Genomic DNA, 15,387 nt, shown 5'->3' with positions numbered 1-15,387 from the left:
AAACGGGCACCCGCGGGTGCCCGTTTGCATGTGGCGCGCCGCGTGGCGCTTACGCGGGCTGCTGCGTGTCCAGCCGGCCGAACCACGACGGCACGAGCGCGACCGCATCGTCGAGCGACGCGAGCACGTGCAGGCTCAGCGCGATGATCTCGGGCGTCGGCGCCTTCAGGTCGGGCACGGTGACGACCGATGCGCCGGCGCCGGCGGCCGATTGCGCGCCGAAATCGCTGTCCTCGAACGCGACGCACGCGTGTGCCGGCACGCCGAGGCGTTCGGCCGCGAGCCGGTACACGGCCGGGTCGGGCTTGCCGCGCGCGACTTCGTCGCCGCCCGCGATCGCGCGGAAGAACGGCAGTACGCCGACCGCGTCGAGCCGCGCACGGATCACGTCGCGCGCTGACGACGACGCGACCGCGCACGGAATGCCGGCCTGCGCGAGCGTCTCGAGCAACGCCAGCGCGCCGGACTTCAGCGGAAACTTCGGATGGGGTTCGGGCGCGGCGAGTTGCTCGCGCACGCGGATGCGCACGGCGTCGAACGTGTCGGGATGGCCGATCAGCCGCGCGAGAATCACCTGGCCTTCGGCGAACGAGCGGCCGACGATCTGCAGGTAGTCGATCTCGGTCAGCACGACGCCGTGCGCGTTCGACACGTCGATCCACGTGTTCATGATGGTCCGCTCGGAATCGACGAGCAGGCCGTCCATGTCGAAGAGCGCGGCGGAGAAGGTCATCGGCGGTGTCCGGAAACGGGAAAACGGAACAGCGGGGAAGGCGTCGGGCGGCGCGACGGCCGCCCGAATGAAGAACGGACGCCGAAGGCGTCCGCTCGTGACAGCGTGCTTACTTGCCGAGCGCGGCGCGCGCGGCCTTGACCGCCGCACGCACCTGATCGGGGGCCGTGCCGCCCGGGTGGTTGCGGCTCGCGACCGACCCTTCGAGCGTCAGGTAGCCGAACACGTCGTCGCCGATCAGGTGCGCGACGTTCGGCAGCTCCTGCTTCATTTCGTCGAGCGTCAGGTCGGCGAGATCGATCCCGCGGTCGTCGCAGATCTTCACCGCGTGCGCGACGGCTTCGTGCGCGTCGCGGAACGGCAGGCCGCGCTTCACCAGGTAGTCGGCGAGGTCGGTGGCGGTGGAGAAGCCCTGCAGCGCGGCCGCGCGCATCGCGTCCGGCTTCACGGTGATGCCCGCGACCATCTCGGCGAAGATCCGCAGCGTGTCGGCGACGGTGTCGACCGTGTCGAACAGCGGTTCCTTGTCTTCCTGGTTGTCCTTGTTGTACGCGAGCGGCTGGCCCTTCATCAGCGTGAGGAGCGCCATCAGGTGGCCGTTCACGCGGCCCGTCTTGCCGCGCGCGAGCTCGGGCACGTCCGGGTTCTTCTTCTGCGGCATGATCGAGCTGCCGGTGCAGAAGCGGTCGGCGATGTCGATGAAGCCGACGCGCGGGCTCATCCACAGCACGAGTTCCTCGGAGAAGCGCGACACGTGCGTCATCACGAGCGCGGATGCCGCCGTGAATTCGATCGCGAAGTCGCGATCCGACACCGCGTCGAGCGAGTTCGCGCAGATGCCGTCGAAGCCGAGCGTCTTCGCGACCGCGTGGCGGTCGATCGGATAGCTGGTGCCGGCGAGCGCGGCCGCGCCGAGCGGCAGGCGGTTCACGCGGGTGCGGCAGTCGCGCATGCGCTCGGCGTCGCGCGTGAACATCTCGACGTACGCGAGCAGGTGGTGGCCGAACGTGACCGGTTGCGCGACCTGCAGGTGCGTGAAGCCCGGCATGATCGTGTCCGCGTTCTGCTCCGCGAGGTCGATCAGCGCGCCGCGCAGGTCGTTCAGGAGGCCGCCGATGCGGTCGATCTCGCCACGCAGCCACAGACGGATGTCGGTCGCGACCTGGTCGTTGCGCGAGCGGCCCGTGTGCAGGCGCTTGCCGGCGTCGCCGATCAGCGCGGTGAGGCGCGCCTCGATGTTCAGGTGGACGTCCTCGAGATCCAGCTGCCATTCGAATTCGCCGCGCTCGATCTCGCCCTTGATCTGCGTCATCCCGCGTTCGATCGCGGCGAGGTCGTCGGCGCTGATGATCTTCTGCGCCGCGAGCATGCTCGCGTGCGCGAGCGAGCCGGCGATGTCGACGAGCGCGAGGCGCTTGTCGAAAAACACCGACGACGTGTAGCGCTTGACCAGCTCCGACATCGGTTCCGAGAAGCGGGCCGACCAGGCCTCGCCCTTTTTGTGCAGTTGGGACGTCATGGCGATTCTTCGAAGGGGAGTTGGGCGGCGTGCGCCGCCGAGGGAATCCCGCAATTCTAGCATTCGTGGGGCGGGCGGCCGACGCGTGCGCCGGCCGCGAACGGGCGCGGCTCACGGGGGGCTGCACGTCAGCGGTCCGATCCGCGGCAGCGTGCCGTCGTCCGGGCGCCGATACGCGAATGCGACGGCGCAGCCGCGGCCGTCGCCGGAGATTTCGAGGTGATTGTTCGCGACGAGGCCGTCGACGAAGGTCAGGCCGTCATAGCCGACGATCGTGCGCTGGCCGCTTTCGACGTGGCGAACCTCGAGCCCGGGCGGCAGCGGCGTGCCGTCCGGCGCGCGCAGCGCGATCGACGCGGCGCTGTAGCGGGTCACCGCGAAGTGCGCGAGCACGCCGGAGCGCGCCTGCGGCACGACGTCGAGCGTCGTGTCGGCGATCCGTGCGTCGGCGGGCAGCGCGGTGCCGTCGATCGCGACGCGATTGCTCTGATAGGCATTCAGGTCGGGCACGAGCAGGTAGCCGGCCCGGTCCGTCTCGCCGATCAGCCGGTTCTGGTGCAGCACGGGGACGCGCCCGGTGTCGGTCGAGACGAGCGCGAAACCGTCGTCGACGCGGCGCGCCGTCATCAGCCGGCCGTCCATCAGCACGAGCGCGCCCGTGACGTCGACCGACGCGTTGCCGCGCCCGTCGAACGATTGCGCGAGCAGCGCGACCTGGCCGGCGCGGCCGAGATACTGCAGTTGCCCCTGCGCGTAGCGGACGCCCGCGTTGGCGCCCGCCTGCACGTTCCAGCCGCCGCCGCCGCCGTAGTCGGGCGGCCGTGTCGCGTTCAGCGTGTAAGTCGAATCGCCGTTCTGCCGTCCGGCGTTCGTCGAGACCGACGTGTTGCCGTCGAGCCCGACGCTCAGGCTCACGAAGAAGCCGCGTGCGTCGTGCTGCCGGAAGTCCTGGAAGCCGCTGAACGTGATCGATGTCAGCCCGCCGAGATTGACCAGGTACGCGATCGAGCCGATGCGCGACGCGGCGACGCCGGGATACTTGAGGGCGAGATAGCTGAACGACAGGGTCTGCGCGCGCAGGAACGGGAACGAGATCGTGACGCGGTCGGTGGCGCGCGAGACCGGCACGCCTTCGCGGCTGCCGAGGTCGCTGTAGTCGCCGAAGGCGCGCAGCGTCTGCGCATCGATCGAGAAGCGCGGCGTCACGTACTGGTAGCCGACGCCGGCCTGCACGCCCGCGCGGCCCGGGGCGCTGACCGCGAGCGACGCATTCGCCACGCCGCGTTCGCCGAGGCGCGCGAGCGCGCCGGCACCTGCGTTGTAGACGCCGGCCGTCGCTTCCGCATGCGCCTCGACGGTCAGCCGCTCGCTGATGCCGTAGCGCAGCGAGCCGCTCGCCGCCGGTGTGCGCGCATAGTCGAACGAATCGTCGCCATAAGCGCGGCGCAGGAACCCGGCTTCCGCCGAATAGCTGGCGAGGCCCGGCGCGAGCAGGCGCGTATCGACGTACAGCGGAATGGACGTCGCGATCGAGCGGCCGAGCGCGTCGCGCGTGACGACCGTCGCGTTGCCGGCGCCGGTGATCCCGGGCACGCTGTTGATCACGAACGGCCCGCTCGGCACGTCGCCGCTGAACTGGCGCACGTTGTTCACGTACAGGTCGACCGAGGTCGGCACGACCGCGCTGCCGGACAGCGCAGGTACCGGAAACGTGACGAGGTCGGGGCGCAGGCCGAAGTTGCTGCGCCACTGCACGCCGCCGAGGCGCAGCGAGCGCGTCCATGCCAACGACGACGAAATCGTGTCGCCGATCTGGGTCGTCGTGAGCGTGCCGGGGTTCGAGTGGCTCCACGACGTGTCGTAGCGCACGTAGCGCCGGCGGTCGTCGTACAGGTACGCGATGCCGGTGCTGCTGAACACGCCGGCCGGATCGAAATAGCGCGCCTCGCTCCAGACCGCGAGCGGCGCATGGGCGACGGTCTGCGCGTAGGCGTCGTAGTTCAGCACGAAGCCGCGGCCGGAGGTGGCGGGCGGCGCGGCCGCGAGCGCGCGCGTATCGAACGTGTGCGGGATGCGCAGCGCGTCGGGCACCCGCAGGTCGAGCGTCTGCCGGCCCGCGTCGTAGTCGTAGCGCAGCCCCGCGAGCGTGTCGAGCGCGACGGGCGTGTTCGACGGCGCGGTCGCCCGGTCGCCGGTCGCGATGCCCAGGTCGTTCAGGTCGGCGGACGCCGCGTACAGCCGGCCGTCGATTTGCTGGAAGCGTGCGATCCGGTGCGTCGGTTCACCGTTGAGCGACACGTCGAGAAACAGGGTGTCCTGAGCAGGCGCGGGGGCGGCTGCCGGTGCCGCCTGCGGCGCCGTCTGTGCGCATCCGGCACCTGCGTGCACGGCCAGCGTGAGTGCAAGTGAAAACGCCAGCGAAAGCGCAGCAGCGGCGGGCCGGGCATGTCGCGCGGGGCAGGCAGCCCGGAGGGCCGTGCTCGTCGTCGGAACGGGCAACGTCGTGCGATCCTCCGGCGTGGATCAGGGCGATGTCAGCCGGGCCTCGACCGGCTGCGCGTTGACGGTCGCCTGGATCCTGACGAATCCCGCCGCGCCCGCATCCAGCTTGAGCGGCCAGCGTCGCGTGCTGCCCGCGAGCGCGTAGCCGAGCAGGCCGCGCGTGACGTCGTGCACGGTGCCGCGCGCGTCGACGAGCCGAACCGCGGCAATCTGCGCACGGCGTTCGCCGCGGTTGGCGACCGCGAGCCGCGTGCCGGACCCGTCGCGCTCGACGCGCCAGTCGAGGCGCGGCGCTGCCCGGGTGCCTTCGGGCTCGACGAATACGGGCACCGAATAGCGCAGCCGGATCGTGATGCCGTTCTCGACCGGCGTACCGGGCGACGGCAGTTCGTCGATCAATACGCGATAGCTTTCCTCGGCGGCCGGCGCGCCGCGCCCCGTGCGTACGAGCCGGATCAACTGCTCGGCGTTCGCGCCGATTTGCAACAGCGGCGGCGAGGCGGCGAGCGCATCGGTCGGCGTCATCACGTCGTCGCCGTTTTCCTGCGTCCAGCGATAGGCGCGGACCTGGCCGTAGATCGGCTGTCCGCCCGGATTGCTGAGCGTCATGCTCGCGGCGGCGGCCGACGGCGGCAGCTCGATCGTCACGGGCATGATCTGCAGCGTGGCGCCGCAGGCGGCCGCGGACGCCGACGCCACGCACAGCGCGGCCAAGGCGCGCGAGAACGGTGCCACGGCGCGTCAGAAATACACGGTGGCCGTGACGGTGGCCTGGTAGGTGTCGGGCTTCGGCGTCGCTTGCGTCGGCACCTGTCCATACACGCTCAGTATCTGCGCGGAACCGTTGCCGGTGCCGCCGACCGTGTCGGTGCCTTGCGTGTTGCCCCAGATCGTCGTGTGGCTCGAGTCCTGGTAGAGCTGGTAGCCGACCGTCGTGCCGGTATTGCCGCTCGTCGTCCCGCCCATCAGCCGGCTGGCGACCGTCGAGCCGCTGACCGAGCCGGCGTCGAGTCCGATGTTGTATGGCGTCGAGTTCGAGCAGGTGACGGAGACCGTGGTCTGCTGGTTGAGTGCCGACGTGAGCACGCCGGACGTGCCGAATGCAAGCGGGTTCGCGGCGATTGCGCAGTTGGCCTGGATCGTGAGCGTGACGTTGAACTGGGCGGTGGCGGTGCCGTTCGAATAGACTGCGGCAACGGTGACGGGCTGCAGCGCGGGCGCGAATGCGAAGGTGGCCGCGAGCATGGCTGAAAGAACACGACGTCGGGAATCGTTCATTATGATTGTCTCCTGCCGTTTAATGGGGTCGCCCGGCCGCGGAGTGCCTGCCGCGTGGTCTGTCGCCGGTCGCCGTTACCGCTCTGTCGTTGGTGCAAGACTACTCCACGGACTCGGTCGCGCGCATTGGAGAAAACGCCGATCCGGAGCGCATTGTCCGCGGTTCCTCGCGGAATGCCATCGGCGCTTTTGACATGGATCAAGCAACAATGCGAATGATCGCTGCGCGGACGGATACCATGGGGGCGCTGCCCGGGCTGGAAGCCGGATCGAACGGGCGGGCAATTTCGGGGGAATGCATGGCGGATCAAGGAGTCGACACGGCGCGCCGCTGGATGCGCGCGCTATCGTGCCTGTTGCTGGCCGCGCTGCTCGGCATGCCGTGGCTGCCGGCTCGCGCGGACACGTGTTCGGTGACGCCGCCGGTGCCGAGCTTCGGCTCGGTCAGCCCGATTACGCAACAGGCCTATACGACCAACAGCACGATGACCGTGAGTTGCACGTGGGACGTGCTGAGCCTGAACACCGGCGTGCTCGTATGCGTGAATCTCGGCGGCACGAGCCCGCGCTACCTGAGCAACGGGGCGAACCAGATGCAGTACGACCTGTATCAGGACGCGGGCTATTCGCAGCCCTGGGGCGCCGTCAGCACCGGCACGACGCCGATATCCGTCTCGTTGACGAAGCCGCTGCTCGGCACGTCCGCCAGTACGAACGTGACCATCTATGGCCGCATTGCGTCGAACCAGCCCACCGTGCCGACCGTGAACAATGCCAGCACGGTCTATTCGCAGAGTTTCAGCGGCAACCAGGCCGCCTACAGCTACAGTTTTTCGCTGCTCGGCGTGCTGCCGACGCCGTGCGCGTCGCAGTCGACGGCCGGCACGATGACCGTTACGGCCACGGCCACCGTCATCAACAACTGCATCATCAGCGCGACCGGCGTTGCGTTTCCGGCGTCGGGCGTGCTGGCGTCGGCGCTGACCGCGAGCGGCTCGATCAGTGCGCGGTGCACGAACGGCGATGCATTCCAGATCGCGTTGAACGGCGGCGCCAGCGGCAGTGTCACCGCTCGGACGATGCAGCGCACGGGCGGCGGCTCGGTCGCCTATCAGCTCTATCAGGACAGCGGCCACACGCAGCCGTGGGGCGACGGCACCGGCGGCACGACGATGGCGACCGGAACCGGCAGCGGATTCGAGCAGGCGATCGCGATATACGGCCGCGTACCTGCACAGGCGACACCGGCACCCGGCAACTACAGCGACACCATCACCGCGACGATCAGCTTCTGAGCCGCGTCAATCGCGCACGAGCACGACCAGCTTCAGGTCCTCGCGGTGCGCGGGTTTCAGCGTGATCTGCTGGTACACGAGGCGGCCGTCGGCCGGATGGTCGAATTCGCGCAGGCCGCCTTCGCGCTCGAACACGTCCTGCGACGCCCAGTACTGCGCGAAGGCATCGCTGCCGGCCATCAGCGCGTCGATCAGCGCGCGGGTCGGCGCATCGGCGAGGTGGCGGATCGAGTCGGCGCGGAATTCGGCCGCGAGCCGGCGCGCGCGGGTTTCCCAGTCGACGATCAGCGTGCGCGCGGCCGGCGCCATGAACGTGAAGCGCAGCAGGTTGCGGTCGTGCTCGTCGTCGAGCCAGCCCGTGAATAGCGCGGCGGCCGGCGCGTTCCATGCGAGCGCGTTCCATTGCCGGTCGAGCACGTACGCCGGCGTGGCGATCGCGGCGACGGTGGCGGCGAGCGTCGGCGGCAAGTCGCCGGCCGCGACGTCGGGCTCGGCCGGATCGCGCTGTGCGGCCAGTTCGAACAGGTACGCGCGTTCGGCTTTCGACAACTGCAGTGCGACGGCGATCCGCGCGAGCGCGTCGGCCGACGCCGACACCGGGCGGCCCTGCTCGATCCACGTGTACCAGGTCGGGCTGACGCCGCACAGCTGCGCGACTTCCTCGCGCCGCAGCCCCGGCGTGCGGCGGCGCGGGCCGGGCGGCAGGCCGACGGCCTGCGGCGACAGCCGCTCGCGGTGTGCGCGGATGAATTCGCCGAGCGCGCGGGCGGGCGTCGCATCGAGGGGCGGGGTGGGGGCGGACGACGGCTGGTTCATGCGGAAACGGCTGAAAAGGGGCGCTGAGTGCGCGGCAAGGATCAGGCAGGTGTAACAAATACCAGAATAACTGCTTAACTTGTACTGGTACAAGCGCGGCCCTATTGTAGCGATTCGCGCGCTGACAGGCAGCGAGCACCCCACCCAAGGAAGGAGCGAACGATGAAACACCACGACCAGGTCGCCGACGCATTCGGCACGACGGCCGCCGCCTACCTGACGAGCACGGTCCACGCGACGGGTGCCGATCTGCAGGCGCTGGCCGACGCCGTGCGCGCGACGCCCGAAGCCGCGGTGCTCGATCTCGGCTGCGGCGCCGGCCACGCGAGCTTCGCGGTTGCTCCGCACGTGCGCGACGTGGTCGCGTACGATCTCGCCGCGCCGATGCTCGCGACCGTCGATGCCGCCGCGCGCGCGCGCGGGCTCGCGAACATCCGTACGCAGCAGGGCCCGGCCGAGCAACTGCCGTTCGACGGGGGCACCTTCGACTGGGTGGTCAGCCGGATGAGCGCGCACCACTGGCACGACGTGCGCGCGGCGCTTGCCGAGGTGCGCCGCGTGCTGAAGCCCGGCGGCCGCGTGCTGATGATCGACATCGCGGGCAACGACCATCCGCTGCTCGACACGTATCTGCAGGCCGCGGAAGTACTGCGCGATGCGTCGCACGTGCGCGACTACCGTGCCGACGAATGGCTCGCGATGTTCCGCGGCGCCGGGTTCGACGCGCACGTGCAGAGCCGCTGGCGCCTGCCGATCGAATTCGCTACGTGGGTCGAGCGGATCCGCACGCCGGCCGACAGCGTCGCGGGCATTCGTGCGCTGTGGGCGCATGCGCCCGACGAGGTGCACGGCTACTACGCGGTGCAGCCTGACGGCTCGTTCGAGCACGACGCGTTGCTGATCGACGCGCAATGAGCGCGAGGGACGGCACGGCGGCCGGTGCCGTCGCGCCGTTCGATGAAAAAAGCCGCGATACGCGTGGTCGCGTATCGCGGCTTTCGTTTTGCGGCTTTCGTTTCGCGATGACGGCGCGGCGCGGGGCAGGCCCGCACCGCGCTCGGATCAGCCCGTGTTGCGCAGGCCGGCCGCGATCCCGTTGATGGTCAGGTGAATCCCGCGGCGCAGCCGCGCGTTCGAGTCGCCCGCGCGGTGACGCTTGATCAGCTCGACCTGCAGGTGGTTCAGCGGATCGAGATACGGGAAGCGGTTCTTGATCGAGCGCGCGAGCAGCGGGTTGGTCGCGAGGCGGCCTTCGTGCCCGGTGATTTCCGCGAGCGCCTGCGACGTGCGCTCCCATTCCGCGACGATCCGCTCGAACACGTGCTTGCGCAGCTTGCGGTCGGCGACCAGCTGCGCGTAGCGCGACGCGACCGCGAGATCGGTCTTCGCGAGCACCATGTCCATGTTCGACAGCAGGTTCGCGAAGAACGGCCAGGTCTTGTTCATCTTCCTGAGCAGCGCGACGCGCTTCGCGCGCTCGGCCGCGTCCTGCGCGCCGTCGAGATACGCGCTCACCGCGCTGCCGAAGCCGTACCAGCCCGTCAGCAGCAGCCGGCACTGGCCCCACGAGAAGCCCCACGGGATCGCGCGGAGATCCTCGATCCTGCGGTTCTTCGGATCCTGCAGCTTGCGCGAGGCCGGGCGGCTGCCGATGTTCAGCTCGGCGATCTCGGTGATCGGCGTCGACGAGAAGAAGTAGTCGGTGAAGCCGGGCGTTTCATAGACGAGCGCGCGATACGACGCCATCGCGGCGTCGGACAGCGTCTGCATCGCGGCTTCGAACGCGGGCAGTTGCGCGGGCGCGTTCGATTGCGGCAGCAGCGACGCCTCGAGCGTCGCGGCGACCACCGTCTCGAGGTTGCGCCGGCCAATCTCGGGGTTCGCGAACTTGCTCGCGATCACCTCGCCCTGTTCGGTCAGGCGGATCTGGCCGTTCACGGTGCCCGGCGGCTGCGACAGGATCGCCTGGTAGGTCGGGCCGCCCCCGCGGCCGACCGTGCCGCCGCGGCCGTGGAACAGGCGCAGCGTGATCTTGCGTTCGCGGAACAGGTCGACGAGCGCGAGTTCCGCGCGATACAGCTCCCAGTTCGACGTGAGGAAGCCGCCGTCCTTGTTGCTGTCCGAGTAGCCGAGCATCACTTCCTGTTCGGCACCCTGGTGCGCGATCAGCGCGTCGATGCCCGGCAGTGCGAAGTATTCGCGCATGATGCGCGCGGCGTCGCGCAGGTCGGGAATCGTCTCGAACAGCGGAATCACCATCAGGCCGTTCTTCGCATGGTGGCCGAGCGTGCCTTCGAGCAGGCCCGTTTCCTTCTGCAGCAGCAGCACCTCGACGAGGTCGCTGACGGTTTCCGTGTGCGAGATGATGTAGTTGCGCACCGCACGCGCGCCGAATTGCGCGCGTACCTCGCGGGCTTTCTCGAACACGCCGAGCTCGCTCTGCGCGAGCGCCGAGTATTCGAGGTACTGCGAGCGCAGCGGGCGGGGATCGGCAAGCGCGGCCAGCAGCACGCGCAGCTTGTCTTCCTCGGCGAGCGCCGCGTAGTCGGCTTCGACGCCGGCGCGCGCGAACAGCTCGGCGACCACGGCTTCGTGGATGTCGGAGCTCTGGCGCAGGTCGATGCTCGCGAGATGGAAGCCGAACACTTCGGCCGCGCGCACGAGCGGCGCAAGGCGCGGTGCGGCGAGCGACGCGCCGTGATGTTCGTCGAGCGAGGCGGTCAGCACCTTCAGGTCGGCGACGAAGGCCTCGGAGTCGGCGTACGGCACCGCGCGCACCGGCGGCGCGCCGCGGCCGGCGCTGCGTACCGGCACCGTGCCTTCGCCGAGCCGCACGCGCGCGCTTGCGGCGAGCCGCGTGTAGATGCCGATCAGCGCACGGCGATACGGTTCGTCGACGCGATGCGGCGACTGGTCGGGCGACGCGGCCGCGAGCGCCTTCACCGCGTCGTTCGCGCCGACCAGCAGGTTCGATACCGACAGCTCGGCGCCGAGCTTGTGCACCTGTTCCAGATAGTGTTCGAGGATCACCGCGGATTGGCGGTTGATCGCTTCTTCGAGGGTCGGGGCGGTCACGTTCGGGTTGCCGTCGCGATCGCCGCCGATCCAGCTGCCCATCTGGAAGAACGCCGGTACACGCGCGGACAGGCCGTGCTCGGCGAGCGCGGCCTCGATGTCGCCGTACAGCGCGGGCAATTCGTCGAGGAACGTCGCGCGGTAGTACGACAGCGCGTTCTCGATCTCGTCGCCGACCGTCAGGCGCGCGTCGCGCAGCATGCGGGTCTGCCACAGCGCGGTCACGCGCGCGCGCAGCATCGATTCGTTGTACTGGCGCTCGCGCGCGGTCAGCTCCTGGTCGCGCTCGGCGAGCAGGCGCGCGATGTCGTGCTGCGCGTCGAGGATGCTCTTGCGCTGCACTTCGGTCGGGTGCGCGGTCAGCACCGGCACGATCAGCGCATCGTCGAAGAAGCGCTGCAGCAGGCGCTTCGACGCGTTGCCGGTCGTCTTCAGCTGCTCGAGCGCGTATGCGACGGTGCCGGGCTGCGGCGCGGAGCCGGCCAGCGCGTGGATGCGGCGGCGGCGGTTGTGGTGGCGGTCTTCCGCGATGTTCGCGAGGTGCGAGAAATAGCTGAACGCGCGCACGACGCTCACCGTCTGCTCAGGCGTCAGCTTGCGCAGCTTCTTCTCCAGCGTTTGCGCGGCCTCGCTGTCGTCCTCGCGGCGAAACTTCACCGCCGTCTGGCGAATGGTCTCGACGACGTCGAACACGGTGTCGCCTTCCTGTTCACGCACCACGTCGCCGAGCAGGCGGCCGAGGTAGCGGATGTCCTCGAACAGCGGACCGTCCTTGTCCTCGCGCGTGCGGGCGCCGGGCTTCGCCGCGCCGGCCTTGCGGGCGGCCGGGGCGGCGGATTTGATCGCGCGTTTTGTCTGACGTATCGGGTCTTTCGGTTTCGTTGCCGTTTTCGCACGGCCGTTCGCGGCGGTGGCGATGGTGCCCGTCGGGGCATCGGAGGAGGGCAGGGCAGCATTGCGGCGCGCCGTACGCGCCGATCCGGAAGACTTCACGATGGGTTTCCTTGGGAAAGCTCGAGTCAAAAGGGACTGCGGGGACTGCGGAAACTACGGGAACTGCGGTCAAGCAACCAGCTACGTGCGGCACATCCGCGCATCGGTGTCGCCGCCTGCGCCGAAGCGCGGCGGGCGCAGGCTCCGGGCCCGGGCGGGCCGGGGCGTGCGTGCTACCATTGTTCGATCTTCAATCCCGTCCTTCGATGTTCCAGCAATGAATTCCGAGACTCTTGCGGCACAAGCTCCCGCGACGCTGACGATCGCTTCGCGCGAGAGCCGCCTGGCGATGTGGCAAGCCGAACATGTGCGTGATGCGCTGCGCAAATTATATCCAGCTTGTGACGTGAAAATCCTCGGGATGACGACCCGTGGCGATCAGATTCTCGATCGCACGCTGTCGAAGGTCGGCGGCAAGGGCCTGTTCGTGAAGGAGCTGGAGAATGCGCTCGCCGACGGCCGTGCCGACCTCGCCGTGCATTCGCTGAAGGACGTGCCGATGGCGCTGCCCGACGGTTTCGCGCTGACCGCGATCATGGAGCGCGAGGATCCGCGCGACGCGTTCGTGTCGAACGACTACGCGTCGCTCGACGCGCTGCCGGCCGGCGCCGTCGTCGGCACGTCGAGCCTGCGCCGCGAGGCGATGCTGCGCGCGCGCTATCCGCACCTCGACGTGCTACCGCTGCGCGGCAACCTCGACACGCGCCTGTCGAAGCTCGATCGCGGCGATTACGCGGCGATCATCCTCGCGGCCGCGGGCCTGAAGCGTCTCGGCCTCGAAGCGCGGATCCGCGCGCTGATCGACGTCGAGGACAGCCCGCCGGCCGCCGGCCAGGGCGCGCTCGGCATTGAAATCGCCGCGCACCGCACGGACGTCGCCGGATGGCTCGCGCCGCTGCACGACCCGCAGACCGCGCTCGCGGTCGAGGCCGAGCGGATGGTGTCGCGCGCGCTCGGCGGCAGCTGCGAGGTGCCGCTTGCCGCGCACGCGGTGTGGCGCGCGGGCGAGCTGTACCTGACGGGCCGCGTGTCGACGACCGACGGCCGGCGCGTGCTGACCGCCGAGGAGTGCGGCGCAGTGATGACCGTCGCCGATGCGCTCGCGCTCGGCCGCGCGGTGTCCGACGAGCTCGAGGCGCAGGGTGCGCTCGACATCGTCAACGCACTGCTCGCCGGCTCGCAGGCCGGCAAGGGCGACGCCTGATGGCAGGCGGCGCGCGTGCGTTCACCGCCGTCCTGACGCGCCCCGACGGCCAGTCGGCCGCGCTGGTGGCCCAACTGGCCGAGGCCGGCTGCGACGTGCTCGAATTCCCGCTGATCGACATCGCGCCGGTCGACGATCCGGCGCCGCTCGATGCCGCGTTCGCGGCGCTCGCGGACTACGCGCTCGTGATCTTCGTATCGCCGAACGCGATCGACCGCGCACTCGCGCAGTACGGCGCGATCTGGCCGAATGCACTGCCGGTCGGCGTCGTCGGGCCCGGCAGCGTCGCGGCGCTCGAGCGCCACGGCATCGCGGCGCCCGCGCATCGCGTGATCGCGCCGCAGGCGCCCGCCGACGGCGGCGTCCCGCATTACGATTCGGAAAACCTGTTCGCGAGCATCGAGGCCGCGTTCGGCGGCGCGCAGGCGCTGGCGGGCAAGCGCGTGCTGATCGTGCGCGGCGACGGCGGGCGCGAATGGCTCGCCGAGCGGCTGCGCGAAGCCGGCGCGGACGTCACGCTGGTGGCCGCGTACCGGCGCGTCGTGCCCGAGCCGCGCGTCGGCGCGTGGGAGCGCGTGCATGCGCTGCTCGCCGGCGCGCCGCACGCGTGGCTCGTCACGAGCTCGGAGGGCGTGCGCAACCTGCACGAACTCGCGCGCACGCACCTGAACGACGCCGAGATCGAGGCGCTGAAGCACGCGCCGCTCGTGACGCCGCACCCGCGCATCGAGCAGACCGCGCGCGCACTGGGTTTTGATAGGATTACGCTGACCGGCGCGGGCGATGAGCGCATCGTCCGCGCGTTTCGAACGATGGCCGACGAGGCCGTCCAACCGGCGACAGCCGCACCGGTGACTAAACGCATGACAGATACCAACGATTCCAAAAGCGTCGCTTCCCAGCCGGCCGCTGCTTCCGCACCGCCGTCCCGTCCCGCCTATATGGCGTCCGAACCGCCTGCGCGCCGCGGCGGCAGCGCGGTGCTGTGGTTCGTCGTCGTCGTGCTCGGCTGCGCGGCGGGCGCCGGCGGCTATGCGCTGAACCGCAAGGTCGACCGGCTCGACGATTCGTTCGTCGCACGCCAGAAGGCGCTCGATGCGCAGACGGCCGAGATCCGCATGAAGACCGAGCAGGCGCTCGCGGGCACGCACCAGGTCGACACGCAGCTCGCGCAGCTCGACGGCAAGCTCGCCGACGCGCAGAGCGCGCAGCAGGCGCTGCAGCAGCAATACCAGGACCTGTCGCGCAACCGCGACGCGTGGATGCTCGAGGAAGTCGATCAGATGCTGTCGAGCGCGAGCCAGCAACTGCAGCTCACCGGCAACACGCAGCTCGCGCTGATCGCGCTGCAGAATGCCGACGCGCGACTCGCGACGTCGCAGAGCGCGCAGGCCGTCACGGTGCGCAAGGCGCTCGCGCAGGACATCGAGAAGCTGAAGGCCGCGCCGTCGGCCGACCTAACGGGCCTCGCGATCAAGCTCGACGACGCGATCGCGAAGATCGACGCGCTGCCGCTGTCGGGCGAGGCGACGGTTCCGCACGCGTCGCCGAAGGCCGCTCCGGCCGAGGCCGCGTCGCCGGTGGCAGCCGACACGCCGCGCTGGAAGGTGTGGTGGCATGACTTCTCGGCCGGCCTCGGCGAGCAGCTGAAGGGCCTCGTGCAGGTGCGCCGGATCGACAATGCCGACGCGATGCTCGCGTCGCCCGACCAGGGCTACTTCGTGCGCGAGAACGTGAAGCTGCGCCTGCTCACGGCGCGGCTGTCGCTGCTCGCGCGCAACGACGGCGCGATGAAGGCCGACCTGCACGCCGCGCAGGCGTCGCTCGGCAAGTATTTCGACCAGGCATCGAAGGACACGCAGACCGTCGAGGATCTGCTCAAGCAGGTCGACGGTGCATCGCTGACGGTTGCGGTGCCGAACCTGAACACGAGCCTGAACGCCGTTCAGCAGTTCAAGAGCCGGGGGTAACG

Annotated in this window: 11 protein-coding genes; 4 read left to right on the top strand and 7 right to left on the bottom strand. The window is 69.9% G+C overall.

Annotation, left to right across the window (positions count from 1 at the left end):
* Positions 1 to 49 precede the first annotated feature (49 nt).
* The 5 genes from DIE17_RS27945 to DIE17_RS27925 all read right to left on the bottom strand — a co-directional run bounded on the left by DIE17_RS27945 (position 50) and on the right by DIE17_RS27925 (position 6,032).
* Positions 50 to 733, bottom strand: coding sequence for an HAD family hydrolase (locus tag DIE17_RS27945; protein WP_124521557.1), 684 nt, complete (start codon positions 731 to 733; stop codon positions 50 to 52).
* A 109-nt stretch (positions 734 to 842) separates the two neighbouring features.
* Positions 843 to 2,252: an argininosuccinate lyase gene (argH, locus tag DIE17_RS27940; protein WP_044847728.1), complete on the bottom strand. Its 1,410-nt coding sequence runs from the start codon at positions 2,250 to 2,252 to the stop codon at positions 843 to 845.
* Positions 2,253 to 2,363: 111 nt separating this feature from the next.
* A complete protein-coding gene (locus DIE17_RS27935; protein WP_124521559.1) occupies positions 2,364 to 4,751 on the bottom strand; it encodes a fimbria/pilus outer membrane usher protein in 2,388 nt (795 codons plus the stop codon).
* A gap of 24 nt (positions 4,752 to 4,775) precedes the next feature.
* Positions 4,776 to 5,489, bottom strand: a complete 714-nt coding sequence (locus tag DIE17_RS27930; protein ID WP_124521561.1) for a molecular chaperone — start codon at positions 5,487 to 5,489, stop codon at positions 4,776 to 4,778.
* Positions 5,490 to 5,495: 6 nt separating this feature from the next.
* Positions 5,496 to 6,032: a spore coat U domain-containing protein gene (locus DIE17_RS27925; protein ID WP_124521563.1), complete on the bottom strand. Its 537-nt coding sequence runs from the start codon at positions 6,030 to 6,032 to the stop codon at positions 5,496 to 5,498.
* A gap of 299 nt (positions 6,033 to 6,331) precedes the next feature.
* Here DIE17_RS27925 and DIE17_RS27920 point away from each other — a divergent pair, with 299 nt between their 5' ends.
* Complete coding sequence (locus DIE17_RS27920) at positions 6,332 to 7,327, top strand: spore coat protein U domain-containing protein (RefSeq protein ID WP_124521564.1); 996 nt, start codon at positions 6,332 to 6,334, stop codon at positions 7,325 to 7,327.
* Between the two features lie 6 nt (positions 7,328 to 7,333).
* On the opposite strand, the gene DIE17_RS27915 is transcribed toward DIE17_RS27920, so the two are convergent.
* On the bottom strand, positions 7,334 to 8,143 hold the full coding sequence (locus DIE17_RS27915; protein WP_044847729.1) for a helix-turn-helix transcriptional regulator: 810 nt from the start codon (positions 8,141 to 8,143) through the stop codon (positions 7,334 to 7,336).
* Between the two features lie 162 nt (positions 8,144 to 8,305).
* Between DIE17_RS27915 and DIE17_RS27910 the strand changes: the two genes are divergently transcribed.
* A complete protein-coding gene (locus DIE17_RS27910; protein WP_124521565.1) occupies positions 8,306 to 9,058 on the top strand; it encodes a class I SAM-dependent methyltransferase in 753 nt (250 codons plus the stop codon).
* Positions 9,059 to 9,205: 147 nt separating this feature from the next.
* Here DIE17_RS27910 and ppc read toward each other — a convergent pair whose 3' ends face one another.
* Positions 9,206 to 12,211 (bottom strand): phosphoenolpyruvate carboxylase, encoded by a 3,006-nt coding sequence (ppc, locus tag DIE17_RS27905; RefSeq protein ID WP_124521566.1) that lies wholly within the window; start codon positions 12,209 to 12,211, stop codon positions 9,206 to 9,208.
* A 217-nt stretch (positions 12,212 to 12,428) separates the two neighbouring features.
* On the opposite strand from ppc, the gene hemC reads away from it, so the two are divergent.
* The gene (hemC, locus tag DIE17_RS27900; RefSeq protein ID WP_044847732.1) at positions 12,429 to 13,415 is read left to right on the top strand and encodes a hydroxymethylbilane synthase; all 987 of its coding nucleotides are present in this window, start codon (positions 12,429 to 12,431) and stop codon (positions 13,413 to 13,415) included.
* Positions 13,415 to 15,385, top strand: a complete 1,971-nt coding sequence (hemDX, locus tag DIE17_RS27895; RefSeq protein WP_124521567.1) for a fused uroporphyrinogen-III synthase HemD/membrane protein HemX — start codon at positions 13,415 to 13,417, stop codon at positions 15,383 to 15,385. Before hemC ends, hemDX begins: the two co-directional genes overlap by 1 nt.
* Positions 15,386 to 15,387 lie beyond the last annotated feature (2 nt).

Origin of the sequence: Burkholderia sp. Bp9099 (assembly GCF_003857805.1) — a bacterium.
Lineage (GTDB): Bacteria > Pseudomonadota > Gammaproteobacteria > Burkholderiales > Burkholderiaceae > Burkholderia.
The sequence above is the reverse complement of the archived record's forward strand: the minus strand, read 5'-3'. Positions and strand labels throughout refer to the sequence as shown.